The organism is Elusimicrobiota bacterium, from assembly GCA_016182905.1.
Taxonomy (GTDB): domain Bacteria; phylum Elusimicrobiota; class Elusimicrobia; order UBA1565; family UBA9628; genus GWA2-66-18.
Genome location: JACPFR010000009.1, coordinates 1 through 22,004, shown reverse-complemented (window position 1 = coordinate 22,004; position 22,004 = coordinate 1). Strand labels below are relative to the sequence as shown.

At 71.5% G+C, this 22,004-nt stretch carries 19 protein-coding genes; 6 read left to right on the top strand and 13 right to left on the bottom strand.

Annotation, left to right across the window (positions count from 1 at the left end; translation table 11 throughout):
- Window positions 1-189 precede the first annotated feature (189 nt).
- Genes HYV14_03135 through HYV14_03125 form a run of 3 tightly spaced genes read left to right on the top strand, consistent with a single transcriptional unit; the run spans window position 190 to window position 5,026 of the window.
- On the top strand, window positions 190-1,443 hold the full coding sequence (locus HYV14_03135) for a hypothetical protein (protein ID MBI2384989.1): 1,254 nt from the start codon (window positions 190-192) through the stop codon (window positions 1,441-1,443).
- A 59-nt stretch (window positions 1,444-1,502) separates the two neighbouring features.
- Entirely contained in the window at window positions 1,503-3,659 is a 2,157-nt protein-coding gene (locus HYV14_03130; protein MBI2384988.1) for a HAMP domain-containing protein, read from the top strand.
- Complete coding sequence (locus HYV14_03125; GenBank protein MBI2384987.1) at window positions 3,656-5,026, top strand: LysM peptidoglycan-binding domain-containing protein; 1,371 nt, start codon at window positions 3,656-3,658, stop codon at window positions 5,024-5,026. The genes HYV14_03130 and HYV14_03125 overlap by 4 nt, the downstream gene beginning before the upstream one ends.
- Window positions 5,027-5,085: 59 nt before the next feature.
- Here the strand turns inward: HYV14_03125 and HYV14_03120 are convergent, their stop codons facing one another.
- Both HYV14_03120 and HYV14_03115 read right to left on the bottom strand, forming a co-directional pair.
- Window positions 5,086-6,747 (bottom strand): hypothetical protein, encoded by a 1,662-nt coding sequence (locus tag HYV14_03120; protein ID MBI2384986.1) that lies wholly within the window; start codon window positions 6,745-6,747, stop codon window positions 5,086-5,088.
- Window positions 6,744-7,193 (bottom strand): hypothetical protein, encoded by a 450-nt coding sequence (locus tag HYV14_03115; GenBank protein ID MBI2384985.1) that lies wholly within the window; start codon window positions 7,191-7,193, stop codon window positions 6,744-6,746. The genes HYV14_03120 and HYV14_03115 overlap by 4 nt, the downstream gene beginning before the upstream one ends.
- A 144-nt stretch (window positions 7,194-7,337) precedes the next feature.
- Between HYV14_03115 and HYV14_03110 the strand changes: the two genes are divergently transcribed.
- Window positions 7,338-8,645 carry a Glu/Leu/Phe/Val dehydrogenase gene (locus HYV14_03110; protein MBI2384984.1) on the top strand — a complete coding sequence of 436 codons (1,308 nt, stop codon included), beginning with the start codon at window positions 7,338-7,340 and terminating at the stop codon, window positions 8,643-8,645.
- A gap of 55 nt (window positions 8,646-8,700) precedes the next feature.
- Window positions 8,701-10,536, top strand: a complete 1,836-nt coding sequence (locus HYV14_03105; protein ID MBI2384983.1) for a glycerate kinase — start codon at window positions 8,701-8,703, stop codon at window positions 10,534-10,536.
- A gap of 57 nt (window positions 10,537-10,593) precedes the next feature.
- Here the strand turns inward: HYV14_03105 and HYV14_03100 are convergent, their stop codons facing one another.
- Genes HYV14_03100 through HYV14_03055 form a run of 10 tightly spaced genes read right to left on the bottom strand, consistent with a single transcriptional unit; the run spans window position 10,594 to window position 20,060 of the window.
- Window positions 10,594-11,928, bottom strand: coding sequence for a PDZ domain-containing protein (locus tag HYV14_03100; protein ID MBI2384982.1), 1,335 nt, complete (start codon window positions 11,926-11,928; stop codon window positions 10,594-10,596).
- On the bottom strand, window positions 11,925-14,102 hold the full coding sequence (locus HYV14_03095) for a hypothetical protein (GenBank protein ID MBI2384981.1): 2,178 nt from the start codon (window positions 14,100-14,102) through the stop codon (window positions 11,925-11,927). Before HYV14_03095 ends, HYV14_03100 begins: the two co-directional genes overlap by 4 nt.
- Window positions 14,103-14,131: 29 nt before the next feature.
- On the bottom strand, window positions 14,132-14,716 hold the full coding sequence (locus HYV14_03090) for a hypothetical protein (GenBank protein MBI2384980.1): 585 nt from the start codon (window positions 14,714-14,716) through the stop codon (window positions 14,132-14,134).
- An 18-nt stretch (window positions 14,717-14,734) separates the two neighbouring features.
- A complete protein-coding gene (locus HYV14_03085; GenBank protein MBI2384979.1) occupies window positions 14,735-15,604 on the bottom strand; it encodes a pantoate--beta-alanine ligase in 870 nt (289 codons plus the stop codon).
- Window positions 15,538-16,416 carry an alpha/beta hydrolase gene (locus HYV14_03080; protein MBI2384978.1) on the bottom strand — a complete coding sequence of 293 codons (879 nt, stop codon included), beginning with the start codon at window positions 16,414-16,416 and terminating at the stop codon, window positions 15,538-15,540. The genes HYV14_03085 and HYV14_03080 overlap by 67 nt, the downstream gene beginning before the upstream one ends.
- The gene (gene panB, locus HYV14_03075; GenBank protein ID MBI2384977.1) at window positions 16,413-17,261 is read right to left on the bottom strand and encodes a 3-methyl-2-oxobutanoate hydroxymethyltransferase; all 849 of its coding nucleotides are present in this window, start codon (window positions 17,259-17,261) and stop codon (window positions 16,413-16,415) included. Before panB ends, HYV14_03080 begins: the two co-directional genes overlap by 4 nt.
- The gene (gene folK / locus HYV14_03070; protein ID MBI2384976.1) at window positions 17,251-17,748 is read right to left on the bottom strand and encodes a 2-amino-4-hydroxy-6-hydroxymethyldihydropteridine diphosphokinase; all 498 of its coding nucleotides are present in this window, start codon (window positions 17,746-17,748) and stop codon (window positions 17,251-17,253) included. The genes panB and folK overlap by 11 nt, the downstream gene beginning before the upstream one ends.
- Window positions 17,745-18,014 carry a hypothetical protein gene (locus tag HYV14_03065; GenBank protein MBI2384975.1) on the bottom strand — a complete coding sequence of 90 codons (270 nt, stop codon included), beginning with the start codon at window positions 18,012-18,014 and terminating at the stop codon, window positions 17,745-17,747. Before HYV14_03065 ends, folK begins: the two co-directional genes overlap by 4 nt.
- A complete protein-coding gene (gene dapB / locus HYV14_03060; GenBank protein ID MBI2384974.1) occupies window positions 18,011-18,703 on the bottom strand; it encodes a 4-hydroxy-tetrahydrodipicolinate reductase in 693 nt (230 codons plus the stop codon). The genes HYV14_03065 and dapB overlap by 4 nt, the downstream gene beginning before the upstream one ends.
- 10 nt (window positions 18,704-18,713) lie before the next feature.
- Window positions 18,714-20,060 (bottom strand): PAS domain S-box protein, encoded by a 1,347-nt coding sequence (locus HYV14_03055; GenBank protein MBI2384973.1) that lies wholly within the window; start codon window positions 20,058-20,060, stop codon window positions 18,714-18,716.
- Between the two features lie 124 nt (window positions 20,061-20,184).
- Between HYV14_03055 and HYV14_03050 the strand changes: the two genes are divergently transcribed.
- Complete coding sequence (locus HYV14_03050; protein ID MBI2384972.1) at window positions 20,185-20,802, top strand: superoxide dismutase; 618 nt, start codon at window positions 20,185-20,187, stop codon at window positions 20,800-20,802.
- A 63-nt stretch (window positions 20,803-20,865) separates the two neighbouring features.
- Here the strand turns inward: HYV14_03050 and HYV14_03045 are convergent, their stop codons facing one another.
- Window positions 20,866-21,657 (bottom strand): hypothetical protein, encoded by a 792-nt coding sequence (locus HYV14_03045; GenBank protein ID MBI2384971.1) that lies wholly within the window; start codon window positions 21,655-21,657, stop codon window positions 20,866-20,868.
- Between the last annotated feature and the right edge of the window lie 347 nt (window positions 21,658-22,004).

Sequence of the window (22,004 nt, the reverse complement as noted above, 5' to 3'; positions counted from 1 at the left end):
CCGCTCCCCCGGCTGAGGCCGCCGTTATCCGCCGGATCCGAGGTGGAATTATGGGAATTGTCCGGCCGCGGCGTTTTTCTGGGCCCTTTGGCCCCGGGCGCCATGGGCCCTAGGTCCTAGGAGAAAAAGACGAAAAAATCGTTCTTTTTTCGGCTGAACTTTCTTCCGGGTTTGTGCTAGACTCGGGCCGTGAAGGCGTTATTCGCGCTGCTCCTATTGGTTTCGCCCTCGTGGGCGGGCGTCGTCATGCCCGTCGAGAGCGGCGTCGCCCCGGCCGGCCCGTCGGCGCCGGCCGTGCCCGTCGCGGCGCCCGGCGGCGGCGCGCTCGGCGCGCCCTCCCTGGGTTCCGGCGCGGGCCTGCGCGGCGCCATCCCGCTGCTGCCGTCTCCGGTCCCCGGTCTTTTCGGTCCCGTGAACCATTTCGTCGGCCAGGCCGACGCCGCGGCCGCCGTCCGGCCCGAGGCCGCCGCGGTCCGCCCCGCGTCCGGCCAGACGACGGCCGTGAAGGGCCGCGCCGCCGACCGGACTCCCGCTCTGCCCGCCAAGACCTCTCCCGGCGCCCCGTCCCTCGCGATCTCCCGCGACCGCGACGCGTCCGCCTCGACGCTCGATGGCGAAGCCTCCTCGTCCCGCGCCTCCCGCGGCGCGGCGGACGCGAACCCTCTCGCCGACGCCTCCTCGCTCGAGCACGCGCGGCCGGAGAAGGCCGCGGGCCTCGGCCGCGCCTTCTTCGATCAGAGCGACGAGAAGGGCCGCGGCGCGCTCGCGGATCCCTCGGCCGCGGCGGGCGACGCTCCCGCCATCGCCGCGGCGATCCCGGAGGGAGGCGTCTTCTCCTTCGGCCGCCGCGCCGGCAGCCGCCTCTCGCCCGCGAGCGCCGAGGCCGCGCTCGGAGCCGGCCACGCCCCGAACCGGAACGCCGTTTATTTCGCGCCGGAAGGCGAGACCCTTCAGGACGCCGTCGCCTCCGTCCCGGGCGCCGCGGCGGCCGGCGGCGCGTCCGCCGTGATGTTCCGCTCCGCCGCGCCGAACGGCCGGCTGCCCGGCGCGTCCACCGAGGCGTCCGCCTCCGCCGTGCCTCTGCCCGTGCTCGGTGCCCCGCGCCCGCTCGCCCTCGAGCTGTCGCCCTCGGGCCTGGTCGTGCGCGTGCGCTCGGCCCTCGAAGGGGCGATGGCTTCCGCGCCCTCCGCGGCCTCCGCTCCCCGCCCCATCCCGCCCGGCCCGTCCACGGCCTTCCTCGAGCGGGGCGCGATGCTCGAGGCCTTCTCCGTCGCCCGCGCCTTCGCCGAGTCCGTCCCCGGCGCGCGGACCTTGGCCGCGCGCTCGCGCGCGGCGTCCCCGGCCGCGCCGCTAGCACCCGCCGCGCAGCCCGCGCCGGTCCCGCTGTGGTGGGCCTGGTTCCTCCTGCCCCTGTTCGTCGCGGCCATCCGCGGCATCCTCTAGGGTTTCCCCGACGAAGTATTGACAGGGCCTGGGCTTACGCCTATCCTTATTAGGAAATCATGGGTTGGCTCCGTTCCGGATTGTTCCGCCGCGTCGCGCTGGTGATGGGGGCTCTGGCCCTCATCCCCGTCTCCGTGCTGTCCTGGAAGATCGTGCAGTCCAACCAGGACGCCGTGCAGGGCGCCGTCCTCGAACTCCACGTGAAGCTCGCGGAGAAGACCGCCGAGCAGGTCGAGGGCTGGGTGGACTCCGTGGACCAGCGCGTCAAGGTCGCCATCGTCGGCCTGCGGGCGCGGATGGACTGGCCCGACAAGCAGGAGCTCACCCGCGCCCTCGTCGAGGCCGGCAGCGGCGTCGCCTCGGTGACCTTGCTGCGCGAGAACGGCGGCGCGATCCTCGAGGCCTTCAGCCCCGTGCTCACCGGCGCCCCGACGGCGCTCGACCCGAAGGCCGCGCGCGCCGCCCTGCGCCGCGCGATCTCCCGCAAGGGCGGCGCCGAGATCCTGCGCGGCCCGGCCGGTCCGATGCTCGTCCTGCACCGGCCGATCCAAGGGGGCGTGTACGCCCGCGTCGTCGTGCCGCTGCGCGAGCTCGCCGAGCGCATCGCGGCCGAGCGCGTCGGCGGCACCGGCTTCGCCGTGCTCGTCGACGGCGAGGGGCGGCCGTTGTCGGGCGCCACGACCCCGCGCGGCCTCCAGCTCGCGACCTTGCCCGATTGGACGATCACCCGCGCGGCGCTCGGCTCCGGCGGCAGCGTCGGTTCGAGCGAGTTCACCGACCCGACGGGCGTGCAGCGCGTCGGCGCCTACGCCCCGATCCCCGTGCTGGGCGGCGCCGTGCTCGTCCTGCAGAGCCGCGAGGAGGCCTATCTCGCCGCCACCGAGGCCCGCCGCACGGCCGGCATCGCCGTCATCGTCACGGTCGTCATCGCCCTGCTCGCGTCCTTCCTCCTTGCCCGCGCCCTGACCGCGCCCCTGCTCGCCTTGACGCGAGCGGCCGAGGCCGTCGCGCGGGGCGACTTCCAGGCGAGCGTCGACATCCACACCGGCGACGAGCTCCAGCACCTGGCCGAGACGTTCAACACGATGACCGCGCGCCTGCGCTCGTACTCCGTCCTGCAGGTCGACCGCCTCATCGCCGAGCAGCGCAAGACCGAGGCGATCATGTTCTCGATCGCGGAAGGCATCGTCATGGCCGACCGCGAGGGCCGCGTCCAGCTCGCCAACCGCCAGGCCCGCGAGATGTTCGGCCTCGCCCCCGACGCCGACATCGAGGGCCGCCCGATCGCCGAGGCCCTTCCGGACGGCCTCCTGCGCGACGCCCTGGTCGCGGTGTCCAAGGAGCCCGGCAAGGGCTTCAAGGAGGCCGACCTTTCCGGCGCGCAGACCCGCAAGTTCCTGCGCGTCGCGGCGAGCTCCGTCGTCACGCCGGGCCGCGGCGCCGAGCTCGGCGTCGTGTTCGCCATCCGGGACGTGACCCTCGAGCGCGAGCTCGAGATGATGAAGGACGACTTCCTCAACTACATCACGCACGACCTGCGCAACCCGCTCGGCTCGGCGATGGGCTTCATCGACATCCTCCTCAAGGGAACGGCCGGGGTGCTGAACGCGGACCAGCAGACGATCGTCTCCTCGGTGCGGCGCTCGACGAGCCGCCTGATGGCGATGATCAACAACATCCTCGACATCGCGAAGATGGAGTCCGGCCGCGCGAAGCTCCAGCTGAAGACCCTCTCGCTGGCGGGCGTCGCGGGCCGCGCCATCGACATCCTGGAGCAGCTCGCGAAGGCCAAGAGGATCTCCGTGCACCTGGTCGCCGTCGAGGAGTTCTCCGTCGAGGGCGACTCCGACATGCTCGAGCGGGTGTTCACGAACCTCCTCGGCAACGCGATCAAGTTCGCGCCCGACGGCGGCGCGATCACGGTCTCGATCACCGACGCGGGAAGCGAGCTGAAGGCCTGCGTCGAGGACAACGGCGACGGCATCCCTCCGGAGCACCTGCAGCGCGTGTTCGAGAAGTTCGAGCAGGTCCCCGGCCAGCGCCGCGGCGGCACCGGCCTGGGCCTGACGATCACCAAGTACTTCGTCGAGGCCCACTTCGGCCGCATCTGGGTCGAGTCCACGCCCGGCCAGGGGGCGCGCTTCTATTTCACCATCAAGAAAGGCCTGACCTTGCAGCCCGACGGCAGCGTGAAGCCCGCGGCCGCCCTCGTATGAGGCTGCTCGCCGCCGTCCTCCTGTTGGCCGCGACCCTGCCGTGCCGCGCCGACGTCGACGACGGCACGACCTATCAGAACGTCGTCGTCAAGCCCGGCGACACGATGTGGGCCATCGCGAACAAATATCTGAAAGACCCGGCCCGTTGGGACGAGATCCTCAAGCACAACAAGCTGCCCACCAAGGACCCCACGGTCGCCCTTCCGGGCATGACCTTGCGCGTGCCGGTCCGCCTCATCAAGGCGCAGCTGCGCGCCGCGCACCTCGTCTACGCGATCAACCGGGTGCTGTACCGGAGCAAGGAGACCGCGAGCTGGAAGACGGGCAAGCTCGCGATGGAGCTGTTCCAGGGCGACACGGTGCGCACGCTCGAGGAGTCGAAGGCGCGCGTGAAGCTCCTCGACCGGGAGCTGCTCAGCCTCGAGCCGAACTCGATGGCCGTCATCAAGCCGCAGGACCGCGACGGCGACCTCGAGCTGAAGGCCGGCTCCGTGTTCGCCGGGCGCGCGCGCGTCGTCACGGCGTCCGCGCTCATCACCCCGCGCACGCGCGACACCCGCTACTCGGCCACCGTCGAGGCCGACCTCACGACGCGCGTCGACGTCTTCAAGGGCGCCGCCGGCGTCGACGCCCAGGGCAGCAGCGTCGAGGTCCCCGCCGGCATGAGCACGCTCGTCCGTCCGGGCCTGGCGCCCGAGGTGCCGAAGGTGATCGTCAACCTTCCCGAGAAGGAGAACCGGGCGTTCGAGTACGCCTCCGCCGTGAAGGTCGGCGGCGGGCCCGCTCCCGAGCCCCGGGGCCCCGCGGGGCTCGCGCCTGTCCCCGAGGCCGACGCCGACAGCCTGCGCGGCGACCTGCAGTCCCTGCGCGTCGGTCTGCCGATCGCCGGCTATCTCGTCCAGGCCGCGACCGACCGGGAGTTCAAGAAGATCGTGCTCGACAAGAAGTTCGAGGCGGAAGAGCGGCTGCGCCCGAACGAGGAAGGCCTCAAGCCGGGCGCCTACTGGTGGCGCATCGCGATCATCGACCTTCTGGGCACCGAGGGCCGCTTCTCCGAGCCGCGCTACTACACCGTCGGCGTCAAGCGCGCGTCGGCGGGCATCACCGCCGACCTTAGAAAAGCGATCGTCATCGCGAGCCCGGCCGAGGAGGCCTACATCGACACCGACAACGTGCGCGTCTCCGGGGTCCTGCGCGACGACCGCCTGCGCGTCGACGTGGGCGGCAAGCCGATGCGCATCGACCAGGACGGGAACTTCGTCGTCACCGTGCCCTTGAAGGACGGGATGAACGAGATCCTCATCACGGTCTCCGACCCCAACGGGAACTCCACTCAGATCTCCCGCCGCGTGACTAGACGCAGATAGGATTTCCTCAGCCGCGTCTGTGCCGGGCCCCTCGGGCCCGGCCGCGGCGCCGCTAGCGTCTAGGGCTCGAGGCGGGCGGCCGGGACGCGCGAGTTCGCGCGCGACAGGATGGGCTTCTGCTGGTCCGCGGGCGCCAGCGCGCCGAGCAGGATCGTCCCGTCGGGGCCGACGAGGGAGGCCGCGGGGCGGCGCCCGGGACGGGCGGGATCCTCCGCGAGCGCGACCACGGCCCAGCCCCAGCGCGCGGGATTGCCGCGCATGAACGAGCGCGGCACGGAAACGGAGACCTCGCCGCGGTCCGCCAGCCACTGGGCCTTGAACGCCGCGGTCTCCTCCGGCTCCCCGCCGCCGCGGGCCCGGTACAGCCGCGCCTCGTCGCCGACGATGGACAGGGCGAGCTCCCAGGCGTCGCGCGCCGGGACGACGGCCCCGCGGCCCTCGAGCAGCGGCACCCGGCCCGCGCCGAGGACTTTGTTGAAGTCCGTGTAGATCTCGTAGATCGGGCGCGGGGGGGCGTTGGAGGCGCGGCCGACCTTCAGGATCAGCCGCACGGCCTCGTCGTTCCACTCGGCGCGCAAGGTCAGGATGCGCCACGGGTCGGCCGCCGAGCCGCCGTCGACGATGGCCGAGGTGGCGCCCGGCGTCAGCGAGGGCAGCAGCGCGACGGTGCCGAGGGGGGCGCGGAACTCGAGCCAGGACGGGCCGCTCAGCGCCCGCACTCCGGTCGGCCGCTCCTTCGGGCCCGCGGCCGCCGCCTCGGCGAGAGATGAGTCGTACAGCGAATCGGGCGCGGGGATCTTCAGGCGCTTGTAGACCGCCAGCAGCGCGGTCCGCAGGGCCGCCGGCATGCCCTCGGCGCCGGTCCCGCGGAAGTGGCGGGCGGCCTGGGCGCGGCGCAGGAGCTCGACTGCGGCGTCGAGGGTCCGGAGGTCGGCCGAGCCGGAGTTCTGGTAGCGTTCCAGTGCCTCGGCCGCCGCGCCGTAGGCGTCCCAGGCGGCGCGGGCGCCCGCGTCGGCGGGCGGCACCCGGGCGGCCTCCTCGTCCCAGGCGGGCCACGCCGCGATGCCCGCCAGGTCGGAGGGCGCTCCGGCCTTGGACAGGGCGAGGTCGCCGACGGTCGCCCAGCCCTGCGGGGGGCGGGGAAGGCCGGCGGCCGCGGCGAGGAACACGGAGGCCGTCGACGCGCTCTCATCGAATAAGGTCGTCGCGCTCGCGGGCACGATGACGGCCCTTCCTCCCGAGACCCAGGCTTCCTCCGGGGCGGCGTAGGGGCCCGCCAGGATCCAGACGGCGCCGCTCTGCCCGAGGGCGGCCGCGAGGCCCGCGTCCAACGCTCCCGCGCCGGGGATGAAGCCCGCCGGGGCGAGGCCCAGGCGCTTCTGCAGGCGCTCGCGCGTCTCCGCGGCGCGCTCGAGCGCGTCCTGGGGGCGCGGCGCCGAGGGGTGCCCGGCGACCACGGTCAGCACGGGATCGCCGTTGACGCGCGCGGCGAGCTCGACGCGGCCCTTCTCGACCCACGGCAGCAGCGCCGCCTTGACCAGCGGCGTCGCCATCGCCGGCGTCACTCCGATCGTGAGCTTGAGGTCCGGGTCGGACCGCATCAGCGCGTCGACCCCGCTCCACTGACGGAAATCCTCGGGCGGGAGCCAAACGACCGCGCCGGGCAAGGCTTGGGCGGAGGCGGAGCCGGCGAGCAGGGCGAGCAGGGCCAGGGCCTTCATTTGACGGTCCTCACCGAGACGCGGCGCCCCTCGGGCCCGTCCGCGGTGCCCGCGCGCTCGTCCACCTTGGGCTCCCCGTCGACGAGGAACAGGTACTTGTGCCGGCCTTCCATCACCGGGATCGACACGGTCCAGACCCCGTCGCCGCCGCGGGTCATCTTAAGGAGGCCGGGCTTCCACGCGTTGAAATCTCCGACCAGCTCGACCGACCTGGCCTTCGGGGCCTTGTGGCGGAACTCGACGGACGTCAGCGCGGGCAGGTTCGCGCCGCTCCGGTCGCGGGGGGTGAAGGTCGTGCCGGTCGGCTTGAGCGGGGCGGGCTCCCAGCCCGAGAGGAAGCGGCGGTAATCGTTGATCGCCGCCACCCAGGTCACGGAGGGCACGCTGATCAAAGCCAGCACCGCCGCGACCGTTCCCCAGAACGCCCACTTGTTGCGCCAGTTCATGCGCGCCGATTCTATCATTTGAAAGGTGCCAGGCCTCCCATTATCCCATTACTCCGTTCAGCGGGCCGGTGTGAGTAATGGGATAATGGGAGGCCTGGCACCGGAATCATTTGACGCGGTGACGTTTTTATGTAGAATCCGGCCATGGACACCAAGATCACCGCCAAGCCGTCCCCCGTCGTGAAGCCCCTCGAGCATGCCGAAGCGCACGAGGCCAATCCCTGGGCCCAGGCCATGGAGCAGCTCGACCGCGCCGGCAAGGCGATGAAGCTCGAGCCCTTCGCGTTGGAACGCCTGCGCCACTGCAAGCGCATCTTGACCGTGTCGGTCCCCGTCAAGATGGACGACGGCTCGGTGAAGGTCTTCGAGGGCTACCGCATCCAGCACAACATGGACCGCGGTCCGGCCAAGGGCGGCATCCGCTACCACCCGTCGGTGTCCCTCGACGAGGTCAAGGCGCTCTCCTTCTGGATGACGATGAAGTGCGCGGTCGTCAACCTCCCCTACGGCGGCGCCAAGGGCGGCGTGATCTGCGACCCGAAGAAGATGTCCCGCGGCGAGCTCGAGCGCATGACGCGCCGCTACACCGCCGAGATCTCCATCATCATCGGCCCGGACAAGGACATCCCCGCTCCCGACGTGAACACCAACGCCGAGGTCATGGCCTGGGTCATGGACACCTACTCGATGACGATCGGCTACTCTTGCCCCGGCGTCGTCACCGGCAAGCCCATCGAGATCGGCGGCTCGCTCGGCCGCAACGAGGCCACCGGCCGCGGCGTGTTCTACGTCACCCGCGAGTTGGCCGCGCGCGAGGGCTTCGACCTGCGCAAGTCCGCCGTCATCGTCCAGGGCTTCGGCAACGTCGGCTCCAACGCCGCGAACATCTTCGCCGAGCACGGCACCAAGGTCGTCGGCATCTCCGACGTCGGCGGCGGCCTGTACGACCCGAAGGGCCTCGACCTCCACGACATCATGGAGTACCGCAAGACGCACGACTCGATCATGGACTACCCGAAGGCCGAGAAGGTCGCCATCGACAAGTTCGTCGAGCTGCCCTGCGACATCCTGATCCCGGCGGCGATGGAGGGCACGATCAACAAGGGCAACGCCGACCGGATCAAGGCCAAGTACATCGTCGAGGGCGCCAACGGCCCGACGACGAACGAGGCCGACGCGATCCTGCACAAGAAGGGCGTCGTCCTCGTCCCCGACATCCTGGCCAACGCCGGCGGCGTGACCGTCTCCTACTTCGAGTGGGTGCAGGACATGCAGGCCTACTTCTGGAGCGAGAAGGACATCAACGCGCGCCTGCAGGACATCATCGTCGGCGCCTTCACCGAGGTCTACGACCTGTCCAAGAAGGAGAAGGTGGACATGCGCATGGGCGCCTTCATGGTCGGCCTGCGCCGCCTCGGCAAGGCCGCGTCGATCCGCGGGATGTATCCGTAAACGTACGGGGCCGCGGATCTCCTTTCTTAATAAACGGCCTGACGCGGTTGCTCGAATGAGGGTACTCGTCGCTCCCAACGCCTTTAAAGGGAGCCTGTCGTGCGTGGACGCAGCGAAGGCCCTGGCCCGCGGCGTCCGCGCCGTTTTCAGGGATGCCGACATCGTCTCCATCCCCGTCGCCGACGGCGGGGACGGGTTGATCGATTCGCTCCGCGAATCGCTGGACGGCCGGATCGTCTCGGCGCCGGTCAAAGGCCCCTTGGGCGAGCGCCGGCGCGCGTCCTACCTCTGGAACCCGGCGAAGAAGCTGGCCGTCATCGAGATGGCCCGCGCCTCGGGCCTGGCCTTGGTCCCGCCCGGCAAGCGCCGCCCGATGGAGGCGACCTCGCGCGGCAGCGGCGACCTGATGCGGGACGCGGTGCGGCGCGGCGCGCGCACGGTCATCGTGGGCCTGGGCGGCACCGCCTCGAGCGACGGCGGGGCGGGCATGGCGCGCGCCCTCGGCGCGCGCCTGCTCGACTGCGAGGGCCGCGAGCTGCCCGACGGCGTGTCGGGCCTGGCGCGCCTGTGCTCGGTCGACGCCCGCGCGGTCCGCTCCCTGATGGCGGGCGTGAAGGTGATCGCGCTGTCCGACGTGACCAACCCGCTCCTCGGCCCCAAGGGCTCGGCGCGGGTGTTCGGCCCGCAGAAGGGGGCCTCATCGGCGCAGGTCGGGCGGATCGAGGCGGCGCTGGCCGTCTGGGCGCGCGCCTTGAACCGCGACCTCGGCGTGTCGGTCGCCGCCGTGCCCGGCGCGGGCGCCGCGGGCGGCCTGGGCGCGGGCCTGCTCGCGTTCGCGGGAGCGGAGCTCGTGCCCGGGGCCGACTGGGTCCTCGAGAAGACGGGCGCGCTCAAGGCGCTCGAGCGCTCCGACCTGGCGCTCACCGCCGAGGGCCGCCTCGACGAGACGAGCCTGTTCGGCAAGGCCCCCGTCGTTTTGGCGCGCGCCGCGAAAGCGGCGCGCGTGCCCTGCGTCGCCGTCGCCGGCCAGGTGTCGCGCGCCGCTTTGCCGTTCAAGAAGGTCGTCTCCTTCGCCGACGCCGGCGCCAAGACCACGGCCGACTCGATGGCTCGCGCCGCCCACTGGGCCGCCAAGGCCGCCGCGATGGCGGTGTCAGGCATCGCGGTATTTTCAGTTTTGGCCCTGCCCGCCCGGGCGAACAAGATCCCCGCGCCGGAATCGTTCGACGCCCAGTACTTCCAGCGCCATCTCGACGACAACCTCGACAAGAACATCTCCGGGCTCAAGGACGCGTTGAAGAGCGAAGCCGTCGGCGGGGACGACGGTTGGAAGGCCGGCTATCTGTGGCGCCTGTGCCGGGCCAAGGTCCGTCTCTCGGAAAAAAAGGAGAAGCGCTCCGACAAGCTCGCTCTCTACGAGTCCGCCAAGTCCGATTGCGAGCGGTCCGTGGCCCTGTCCTCCCGGACCGCCGATGCCCACTTCTGGCTCGGCGTGGCGATCGGGCGCTGGGGTGAGACGAAGGGCCTGATGAAGGCGCTGTTCATCATCAAGCCTCTCAAAAAAGAGATGGCGGAGGTCCTCCGCCTCGACCCGTCGCACGGCGGGGCGCACAACGTGCTCGGCGAGATCCTGTGGCAGGTCCCGGGCTTCGTCGGCGGGGACAAGAAGAAGGCCCTCGAGGAGTTCGAGACGGCGCTCAGGCTGTCGCCGCGCTACACCGCGAACCATCAGCCCCTGGCCGAGGCCTACCTGCACTACGGCCGCAAGGACGACGCCATCCGCGTGCTCAAGCTGGTCGAGGCGACGAAGGACCCCGCCGACCCGGCCGAGTATCCCGAGAACCTCGCCGACGCCAAGAAGCTTCTCGCGGCGCTCGAAGCGGCCAAGTAGCCGCCTGAGCCGACTGTTTCCGGAAACAGTCGGGGGACGCACCGGCGCGAGTTCCCGCTACTGGGCGTTGTAGGCGAGCGGCACCGGCGTCGACTTCCCGCCGGTCCAGCGCATGCCGCGCTTGAGCTTGAGGGGCTGGCTCTTGCCGCGCAGCACGGAGACCTCGACGTCGGACTCCGGCTTGCCGTAGAGGCGGTCGACGGCCTCGGCGAAGTCCATCTTCTCGGCCGGCTTGCCGCCGATCGCGTCGAGGCGGTCTCCGACCTTCAGGCCCGCGCTCTCCGCCGAGCGGCCGGCGATCGCGTGCGTGACCTCGAAGCGGCGGCGTCCGCCGTCCTCGACGGTCTTGACCCACAGGCCGGGGCCCGCGCGCCAGTAGGACGGCGGCTCGTCGATGACGAGCGGCTCGAGGAGCTTCACGCGCAGGCGCGCGTCCGCGTCGAGGACGGGTTCCAGGGCGCGGCGCTTGGCGTCGGGCAGAGGGGCGGCCGCGACGAGGGTGCCGCCGGGGGCGACGCGGGCCATGCGCTGGTCGCCGGAGACGGCGGTGGCGTGGCCGAGGGTGGTGTAGGTCCCGCCGCCGGCGAGGTCGAGGGCGTAGAAGGCGAGGCGGACCGTGCGGGTCTGCCCGTCGTCGACGGCGTCGATGACGCGCGCGCGCAGCTTGGAGCCGGGGGGCACCGCGAGGAAGTCGAGGGAGGCGTCCACGGTGAGGCCGGTCGAGGCCTCGGCGGCGGTCTCGTCGCCCTTCTTGAGGCCGGCGGGCAGGCCCTTGGGAAAGCGGACCCACAGGCCCTGGTCGGCGCGGACCGCGACGGTGAGCGGGCCCACGGCCTTGACCACGGCGCGGCCGTCGGCGACGGCCTGGTTGGAGCGCTCGGCGGCCAGGGTCCTCTCGTGCTCGGACAGGTCCTTGTCGCCGCGGGCGTAGTCGCGGGCCGGCGGCACCACGGCGGTCTCGAGCGTGACGACCTCGAGGCCGCGGCGGACGATGACCGGCAGGCGCGTGCCGGGCGTCCAGGAGCGAAGGGCGGAGGCGGTCTTGGCGCGGGTCGACACGGAGCCGTCGACGCGCAGCACCTGGTCGCCGGCCTTGAGGCCGGCCTTCTCCGCGCGCGAGCCGGGGCGCACGAAGGAGACCAGGAGCGCTCCGTCCTGGGAGGCGAGGTCCGCGCCCAATCCGAACAGGGCGATCTCATCGAGGGCGACCGGAGACGAAGCGGGCGCCTCCTCGCGAGGGGCCGGGGTCGTCTTGGCGGGAGCCGCCTTGGCGGGGGCCGTCTTGGCGGGAGAGGATTTGCGCGCGGGGCGCTTGGAGGCCGGGCGCGTGCTCGCGGCGTTCGCGGGGAACGCCGCGGCGGCGATCAAGACGAGAGAGAGCAGTCGCATCATTTCGCCTCGGCCTCCTTCGATTTTCGCGTCGGTCGCTTCGCGGGCTTCTTCGCGGAAGGCCTGGGCGCGGCCGCGGGGACGGGTGCCGCGGCTTTCGGGGCCGCCGCGGGGGCGGCGGCCTCCAGGGCGGCCTTCTCGGCGGCGCCGGCGGCCTCGAGGCGGCGCGCGCGCTCGGCGCGGACCTCGTCGACGATGGAGGCGAGCGCGCCTTCGGACGGCAGGCGGCGGGCGGCCTCGCTCTCGGACGGGGCCGTGAGGGCCTTCGAGGCCGCGAGCGACAGGGCCGCCGCGCGCTTGGACTCGGCGCCGAAGCAGCTCGCGTTCAGCGCGCCGAGGCGGGAGGTCACCGGGCGCAGGATCTCCAGGCGGCGGGCCGGCGACGTCTCGGCCTCCGCCTTGGCGAGGGACCGGCCGAGCTCGTCGCGCCAGGCGATGTCGCGGGTGAGGCCGGCGAAATCGGTCTTCGCGACGGTCTCCTCCTCGGCGACCTTGCCGCAGCGGGCGCCCGGATCGGCCTCGAGGGCGGCGAGCGCCTCGGACCAGCGCGCGCGGGCGTCGTCGAGGCGGCAGGACCTGCTCTTGGAGCGCGCCTCGGAGGAGGCCTTCAGGAACCAGGCCTGATCGGCGGCGCGCCTCTTGATCGTGGCGCGCAGGGCGTGGAGCTCGGGCAGGTCGCGGTCGCAGCCGGCGGGCAGGCGCTGCGCGAGCTTGATGGCCTCCTCGACGCGGGCGGAGTCGTACCTGCACAGCTGCGGGGCGGAGTCGGCCCGCGCGAGGATCAGGGCCTCGTCGCGCCTCAGCAGGAGCTCGCCGTCGGCTTTAGCCGCCTCGCGGGCCTTGCGCGCCCGCTCGGCCAGGCTCTTGTACTGCGGCTTGACCTTGGCCGGCTCGGCGACCAGGGCCTCGAGCGCGGCGTAGGCCGCTTCGGCGTCCTTCGGGCGGCAGGCGGCGCGCAGGCCCGCGGCCTCGGACTCCTTGAGGAGCGCGAGCTCGAAATCGCGGGCGAGGGGGACCTCGACCCGCTCGGAGAGGGGGAAGCCCGCCGCCGAGGCCAAGGACAGGACCGCGAAAGGACGGGGCTCCGTGATCTTGACGGTCCGCGCGAAGGGGTAAGGTCCGCCGTTCTTCCGCTTGTTCGTGCGCGTCTCGACGGAGGCGAAGCCGCGTTCGGTCTCGACGACGAGGCTCTCGTCGATGTCGGCCGACTCGTTCTCCTTGAGGCCGTCGACCCAATACGCGCCGGAGACGACCGCCTCGTCTCCGAGCTCGTGCTGGCCGAGGCGCGTCGGCTCCTGGCGGTGAAGGCCGGCGGATCGGAGCTTCGCCGCGGCCGAGGCCGGGGCGGCGCGGCCGGCGGCGGCCTCCAGGTCGGACGGCAGGTTGGGGCGCGAGGACATCGCCTTGGCGATGACGCGAAGGTCCTCGAGCTCTTTCTTCACGGAGGCCTTGCCGAGGAGGTCGGCGGCGGCGGCGCGCGCCTTGGCGGCGGCCCAGCGGCGGCGCTCGTTGGAGATCGTGCGGCGCATCTGCGCCTTGAGCTCCTCGGACAGGGCGCCGTGCGCGCTGTCGTAGGCGATGAGGGTCTCCGGGGCCGTCGCGCCGCGGGCCGCGGCCTCGGCCGCGAACAGCGCCGCGGCGTCCTTCTCGGGGCGGGGGCCGGCGAGCAGCTCGTCGAAGATCGTCTTGGCCAGCGCGGCGGGGTTCTCCAGCGCGTCGGCGTGGCGGCGCTCGATCAGGTCCTTGCCCCAGGCGGTGTCGAAGAGATTCGGGCGTCCGGGCGCTCCCGACAGGGAGGCGTTCGCCTGCTTCAGGGCCCATCGCTCCTCGTGGCCGGCCTGCAGCAGGGAGGCGAGCGCGTGGAGGGACGGGGTCGCCGCGCCGTCGAGAGGAAGGGCGCGGCAGGCGCCGAGGCCCAGGTCGGGGCCGGCGGGCTCGGGCTCGCGGCCGAGGGCGTCGGCGGCGGCCGTCAAGGCGAGGCAGGACGAGGCGGCCTGCGAGAGGGCGCCGAACGCCTTCCAGTGGACGGCGGCCAGGCGGCGGGCGCCGGGCTTGCCGTGGAGGACGAGGACGCCTCGCGCGGCGAGGGTCTCGACGCCGGGCTCGCCGAAGGACTCAGTGAGGAGGGCGAGCGGGGCGCTCGGAGCCGGCATGTCGGCGCCGAGCGCAGGGGACACCAGAAGGACCGCGAGTAAAGTGACTTTTTTCAAATATGGTACTTCGCGCACGTCTGGCGCAGGTGGTCGAGGGCCTTGGAGACGTCCTCCGAAGGCGCGTTCTTCTCGACCGCCTCGAGCAAGGTGACGGCCTCGGCCAGGTGCGCGCGGTCGGCGGCGATCATCTTGCGCAGCTCGTCCTGCATGAGCTGGAACTCCCGGGCGAATTCCTGGTGGGCGTCGGTGGTCCGCACGCGCACGGGCACGGCGAGGTTGCCGTGCCTCACCCGGGCGATGCCGGCGGAGATCACGCGCAGGGGGCCCGCGAAGCGGTGCGACCAGAACAAGGTGACGAGGCCGCCGGCCAGCAGGGAGATGGCCGACGCGAGCAGCAGCGGCGCGCGCAGGGCGCCTTTGATCCACTCGATGGAATGGAAGATCTGCCGGGAGGCGATCGAGGACTCCTGGACGCCGCGGAAAACGGAGAACGCGGTCAGGAGGAGACTGGCGGAGATCAACAGGACGACGAATCCCACCATCTGGAGCTGGAGGGGGGCGTCGACCCAGTACTGCTGCCTCTTATAGGAAGGCTTCGAGGGGGGCGTCTTTTCGTGGCCGTGACCTTTTTGCGTCATTGAGTGGTTATAGTAACTTTAGAGTTGGATATTGTCAATCAATCGCGTTTTCCCCAGATAGGCGGCGGCGAGCAGCCGGCCGTCCAGGGCGGAGGCGTACTGCAGCTTCAGGCCGGTGCCGGCCAAAGCGCGGCGCACGGAGGCGCCGACGGTCTCGGGCCGCGAGTTCGGGCGGCGCGCTTCCTTCCTGCCCGCTTCCAGCGCCGCCCGCAGGGCCGGGGCGGCGCGGCGTTCGGCGGGGGACAGGTAGGCGTTGCGGCTCGACATCGCCAGGCCGTCGGCCTCGCGGACTATCGGGACGCGGACGAGTCGCACGGCCATGTCGAGGTCGCGGATCATGGTCTCGAGGATGCGGACCTGCTGCCAGTCCTTTTCTCCAAAATAGGCGCGGTCGGGCCGGACCTGATTGAAGAGCTTGAGCACGACGGTCGCGACGCCGCGGAAATGGCCGGGGCGATACTTCCCGCAGTAGAGGTCGGACAGGCCTTCGACTTCGACGTGAGTGCGAAACCCCTTCGGATACATCTCCTCCGCCGAGGGCGCGTACACGGCGTCGGCGCCCGCCGCGGCGACGAGCTCCCGGTCCGCCGGCAGGGCGCGGGGATACCGGCCGTAGTCCTCGTTCGGGCCGAACTGGAGCGGATTGACGAAGACGGAGACCACGGTCCGGTCGTTCTCGGCGGCCGAGCGCTTCACGAGCGCCGCGTGACCGGCGTGCAGGGCGCCCATCGTCGGCACGAACCCGACGCCGAGGCCTTTGCGCCGCCAGCCGGCGACGAGTCCCGCCAGCGCCTTCTTGGTCCGGACGACGGGGATCAGGGTCAAAGATTCCTCGAGAAGAACCCGACCACTCTCGTGTCGTACTCCATGCCCGCGGCCTCGCGGCATTTGGCGTGCCAGGCCTTGGGGACCATCCACAGCTGCTTGGGCTCGCGCGCGGCGTCGAAGACCTTCTTCACGTCCTCGGGCGTCATCAAGCGGTCGAACTCCCCGCCGATCACGAGCAGGGGGCGCGGCGAGATCCTCGGGGCGGACTCGACGGGGTTGAACTGGTCGATCTCGGGGTTCTTCACGCGCGAGCGCAGGATGAAGAGCGTGATCGCGACCAGCGGATAATACGGGAGCTTCATGTTGTTCCACGCCCAGCGCTTGATCACGGTGCGGTAGTCGGAGAAGGGGCTCTCGACGGCGGCGCAGCGCAGGTCCGGATGCTTCGGCAGGGACGCGACGGTCACGGCCGCCCCCATGGACAGCCCGAACACGCCGATCGAATCGGCGAGGGCCGGCTTGGCCTTCCTCAGCCATTCGATCGCCGCGTCGAAGTCGATCGTCTCCAGGCCGCCGATGGTCGTGATCTCGCCCTCGCTCTCGCCATGGGAGCGGAAGTCGAAGTACATGAGGTTGAAGCCGCCGTTCTCGTTGAGGAAGTAGGTCTGCTTGAGCAGCTCGCCCTTGTTGTCGCCCCAGCCGTGGCACATGACGATGGTGCGCTTGTCGCCCGTGAGCGAGGGGATGAACCAGCCCTTGAGCTCCAGGCCGTCGCGCGTATGAAAGGAGATTTTTTCGTAGCGGAGCCCGAATTGTTCCGGAAAGATCCACATCGGGGACATCGCCGGCGGATGCAGGATGATGCCCGCCCCCCACCAGCACAGGGCGTAGACGGCGGCGGCGAGCAGGATCGCGGCGGCCAGCCAGATCATTTTTGGGAGGTGAAGGAGTGCTCGGGGCCGGGGAAGGACCCGTCGCGGACCTCGCGGCAGTAGTCGCCGATCGCCTTGAGCGACTGCGCGCGCAGGTCGGCGTAGCGCTTGACGAACTTGGTCGGGCCCGCCTCGGTGAGTCCCAGCAGGTCGTCGCTGACCAGCACCTGGCCGTCGCAGTGCGGGCCGGCGCCGATGCCGATGGTCGGGATCTGCAGGCGCTTGGTGATCTCCTTGGCGAGGTCGGCGGGCACGCACTCGAGCACCACGGCGCAGCAGCCGGCGCCCTCGAGTATCCTCGCCTCGGTGAGGATCTTCTCCGCGGCCTCGGGGCTGCGGCCCTGGACCTTGTAGCCGCCGAGGCGGTTGACGGCCTGGGGCGTCAGGCCGAGGTGGCCGAACACGGGGACGTTGATCTTCAGGAACTCCTTGATCGTCGAGGCGACCTCCATCCCGCCTTCGACCTTGACGGCGTGCGCGCCGCCTTCCTTCAAGAGGCGGCCGGCGTTGCGCACGGCCTCCTTGAGGTCGATCTCGTAGGAGAGGTAGGGCATGTCGGCCACGAGCAGGGCGCGGGACAGGCCGCGCTTGACGGCCTTGACGTGGTGGACCATCTCGTCGATGGTGACGGGCAAGGTGCTCTCGTAGCCGAGCTTCGTCATGCCGACCGAGTCGCCGACGAGGATCACGTCCACGCCGGCCTCCTCGGCCAGGCGCGCGGTCGGGAAATCGTAGGCGGTGAGCATGGCGATCTTGACGCCCTTGCGCTTCATGTCGAGGAGCGTGGAGACCGTGACGCTTTTCACGGCGCCGGCGTAGGAGGCGGGCTTCGTTTTATCGGCCATTCCGCCAGAGTCTAACAATTCGAGGGTCCGGCTTCATAGCCGCGAGCAGGGCGGCGACGGTCCGGCGGCCGTCCGGCTTGAAGGACGGGGCGATGTCCCGCAGCGGCGTCAGGGCGAAGGCGCGGCCCGCCGCGGCCGGGTGCGGGACGGTGAGCCAGGGCGTGCGCACGCGCTCCCGCCCGAGGGAGACGAGGTCCACGTCGAGCGCGCGGGCGCCCCAGCGCAGGCCGGGACGCCGCCCGGCGAGAGCCTCGAGCCGCTTGGCCTCGATGAGCAGGCCGGTCGCGGTGCGCGTCGTCTCGAGCGCGACCGCCTGGTTGAGGTAGGGCTTGTCGCTGGGGCCGACCGGGGCGGTCTCGTAGACCCGGGAAGCCCTGAGCACGCGGCAACCCTCGAGGGCGTCCAGCCCCGCGACGGCGCGGCGCAGGGCCGCGGCTCGGTCTCCGAGGTTCGCGCCGAGCAGGAGCAGCGCCCGGCGCGGCTTCACTTGCCCTTGCGCTCGCGGCGCCCGTCGGCGCGCCGCAGGGCCTCGACGATCGCGGCGATCAGGGCCAAGGCGAGGAAGTTGCCGAGCTTCCCTTCGCCCGCGCCGAAGCCGCCTTCGTAGACCATCGCCGTCCACAGCAGCCAGAACACGATGCCGACGGCGGCCTGGCAGGCGACGAACACGACGGCGAGGTGGACCGGATCGAAGCGCGGGGTCTCCGGGCCTTCCTCCTCGAACAGCTCGACCCAGGATCTCCAGAGCCTCATCTCAGCCCCATCAGGTCGAGCATGTCGTACAGGCCCGGCTTCTTGCGCGCGGTCCACAGCGCCGCCTCGAGGGCGCCGAGCGCGAACGCGTCCCGGGACTCGGCGATGTGGGAGAGCGTGAGGCGCTCGAAGGGCCCGGCCAAGGTCAAAGCGTGGTCGCCGACGACGCCGCCGACGCGCACGGAGGCCGTCGGCACCGGGTCGGCCGACGCGCGGCCCTCGTTGACGGCCTGGGCGACGCGCAGGGCCGTGCCGGAGGGGGCGTCCTTCTTGCCGTTGCGGTGCGTCTCGACGATCGCGGCGTCGTAGCCGGGCAGGCGGCGCGCGGCCTCCTCGGCGAGGAGCAGGAGCATGGTCACGCCGCGGCTGAAGTTCGGGGCCATGAACACCGCGGTCTTGCGCGCGGCGGAGGCGACCTGGGCGCGCTGGACGACGGACAGGCCGGTGGTCCCGGTGATGAACGGCACCGCGCTCCGGCCGCACGCGGCGGCGAACCGGACGCAGGAATCGGGGGTGGTGAAGTCGATCACCGCGCCGCAGGCGCCGGCCTCGTCCTCGAACTCGGCGGCCTGGGCGCGGCCGACGCGCGCCAGCAGGTGGAAGCGCGGGTCCGTCGCGGCCAGGGCGGCGACGCGCGAGCCCGTCCTTCCCGAGGCTCCGCAGATCGCGATCTTGAGGGGGGTGGCCATGGTCCGTGGATTATAGGATAACGGGGTCGGCCAGCGGGAGCAGCACCCGCACCGTGGTGCCGATCCCGGGGGAGCTGTCGATCTCGACGCGGCCGCCGGCGTTCTCCGCGATGCGCTGGACCGTGGGCAGGCCGAGGCCCGTGCCCTTGCCCTGGGCCTTCGTCGTGAAGAAGACCTCGAAGACGCGGCTCAGGGTCTCCCGGTCCATGCCCGTGCCCGTGTCGCGGACGCTGAGCATCGCGCAGGGCCTGTCCGGCCCGCCCGGGACGCTGAGCGCGCCGCGCCGCGTGGCGACCGCGACCACGCCCCCGCCGGTCATCGCGTCGCGGGCGTTGATGACCAGGTTCATCAGCGCCTGCTCGATCTGCCCGGGCGCGGCGCGGACCGAGCCGAGGCCGTCCTCGAGGTTCAGGTCGAGGCGGACGGCGGGGCCGGCCGCGCTGCGCAGCATCGCCGCGCAGTCGCGCACGGCGGCGTTGAGGTCCACGGGGACCGCCTCCAGCTTCTGACGGCGGCTGAAGGTCAGGAGCTGGCGGGTCAGGATCGACGCCTGCACGGCGCAGTCCCGGATCTCCTCGGCGTTGCGGCGGGCGTCCGACCCGGGAGGCAGCTCGAGCTCCATGAGCTCGGCGTGGCCGGTGATGGCCCCGACGACGTTCCCGAAATCGTGGACGATGCCGCCGGCGAGAAGGCCGAGCGTCTCCAGCTTCTGCGTCTCCAGGGCCTGCTTCTGGAGCTGGTTGCGCTCGGTGTGGTCGAGGAGGGTTCCGATGACCGCCGGGCGGCCGCCGACCGTCGTCTGCTCTCCCGCGACCTCGACGTCGACGGGGGCGCCGTCCGCGCGCACGCCCCTGAACTGGTAGTTGATGTAGAGGATCTCCCCGGAGACCCGCTTGCGCAGGTTCTCGGCGACCAAAGCGCGGTCGCCCGGGGAGACGAGGTCGTCGACCGAGAGGCGCCCGACGACGTCCTCGGGCCGGTAGCCGAAGATGTTCGCGAAGCGCGCGTTGACGTAGGCGAAGCGCCCGTCCTGGATGACGTAGATCCCGGCCAGGGAGCGCTCGACGAGGGTGCGGAACTTCTCCTCGCTGGCGCTCAGCCGCTCCGCCGTCAGCCGCATGCGCTCGAGCGCGCGGCGGATGAAGATGAAGAAGAGCAGGGCCGTGGCGGCGACGAAGAACCAGCCTTTGAGCGTCTGCAGCCGGGTCAGCGTCGAGACGTCGGCCGGCAGCGAGCCCAGGAGCCGGTCCGAGGCGACGATCCAGACGCCCGCCGCCGCGGCGTAGGTCCCGGCCATGACGCCGGCGGTGCGTTCCGACGGACCGATCCTCTCCGGCAGGAGCTTCTGAGCGGGCACGGTGAATATTATCATAACGACAACGCGCGCCGCGTCAAAGGGCGGCCATCGAACCTTCACGCGGCCGCCGTGGGCCGCGTCGGAGGGTTCCTGCTATCGTGAGGGCGGACGCATGGAGGCCTCGATGAATCACGCATATGCTGTCCGGACGGACCTGCGGCCGAAGCGGCTGACGGGGATCAGCGACGAGCAGATCAGCCAGCACTGGGCGCTGTACGAAGGCTACGTCAAGAACGTCAACCTCCTCAACGACAAGCTCGCCGCCATGCGCGAGAAGAAGAGCTTCGGGCCGGAGTTCGCGGAGCTCAAGCGGCGGCTGGGGTTCGAGTACGACGGGATGATCCTGCATGAGCACTACTTCGGGATCCTGAAGAGCGGGTGCAAGCCCCCGGGCGACGGCGCCGAGACGACGAAGCTGATGAAGGAGTCGTTCGGCGGCTACGCCGCCTGGCTGCGGGAGTTCGCCGCCGTCGGGAACATGCGCGGGGCGGGCTGGGCGATCCTCTATTATGACCCGTCGGCGCACGCGCTGACGAACCACTGGATCGGCGACCACGAGGTCGGCCACCCGGCGGGATTCATCCCGATCCTCGTCATGGACGTTTGGGAGCACGCCTACATGGTGGACGCGGGAGCCGGCGGGCGCGCGGCGTACGTCGAAGCGTTCCTCGCCAACGTGGACTGGCCCCTGGTGGAGCGCAACGTCGAGGACGCCAGCCACAGCGCGGCCGTCCGCTTCTGATAGCGAGTAAGGGGTGCGTTCCCGTCCGGGAACGCACCCCTTTTTCGTCTTGCGGGAACGGCGTCAGGCCGCGACGGCCTCGGCGCGCCGGTCGAGCTCCTTCACGACGCGGACCGCCTCCTCGGGGCGATCGACCGCGAAGACGACCTTGGTCGTCTCGCCGTGCGACGTCCCGTACAGGTAGCGGAGCGCGACGCCCTGCTCCATCAGGCTCCGGGTGAGGCGGTCGATCTCGCCGGGGCGATTGGGCAGGTCCAGGCGGAACACCTTGTCGTCGACGACGTGGAAGCCCTCGCCCTCGAGGGTCTCGCGCAGGCCGCTCTCCTCCTCGAGGAGGAAGCGGAAGGACGCGACGTCCCCCGCGCTCTCGATCAGGAGGCTGTCGATGTTGACGCCCTCCTGCGAGAGCACCTGGGTCAGGCGGCGCACGACGGCCGGCTGGTTGGGCACGACGACGACGTGCTTGTGGGACAGGCGCTCGTGCGCGTCCGGCCGGCCGAGGAACTGGCGGGCCTGCCGGGGGGACAGCGTCCGGCGCTCGCCGCAGTTCGCCGCCGCGTGGTTCGCGAGCTCGACCGTGAAGAACCGGTTCTCGGTCGTCAGGTACCGTCCGTCGGAGAGCTGGACGCGCGCCGCGACCCCGTGCTCGCCCGATCCGTAGCCGGACCAGTCGTACCACCAGAAATCGCCGCTCGGACGGCAGGGCTTCCAGGCGGCTTCGTTCACCGACACCTCGACGGTCTTGACGCCGGGCATCGCGGCGACGCGAAAGGTGTAATCGTTCGACGCGATCGTCTCCGCGTGGCGCGGGTACTCGATCGCGACGACTTTCTTGCTCTTGATGACTTCAGGCATTGGTTCCTCCGTGTTCTCAGTCTGCGGCCCATCGGCCGTTTTCCCGTCACGCAGGATAAGACTTGGGCGGGCGCGAAGTCGATTGAGGCCCGTTGACATTAATAAAAGATCCCGGTGACGCCGGGCGATCCCGGACTCGCGGGTCCGGAAAGCCCTTCGGCCCACGGAGGGCTGGGTCCAACGCTCCTATCATCGCCGGACGGCGGGCGTTACAATTACGGGGATGAGCTCCGTCCGGCGCTCGTTCGCCTCGTCGCTCGCCGTCCTCCTCTGGCTGGAGGCCCTCGGGCCGTCCGCCTGGGCCCAGGTCGCCTCGCGGGCGGCTTCGGCGGCGGCCTCTCCGGGCG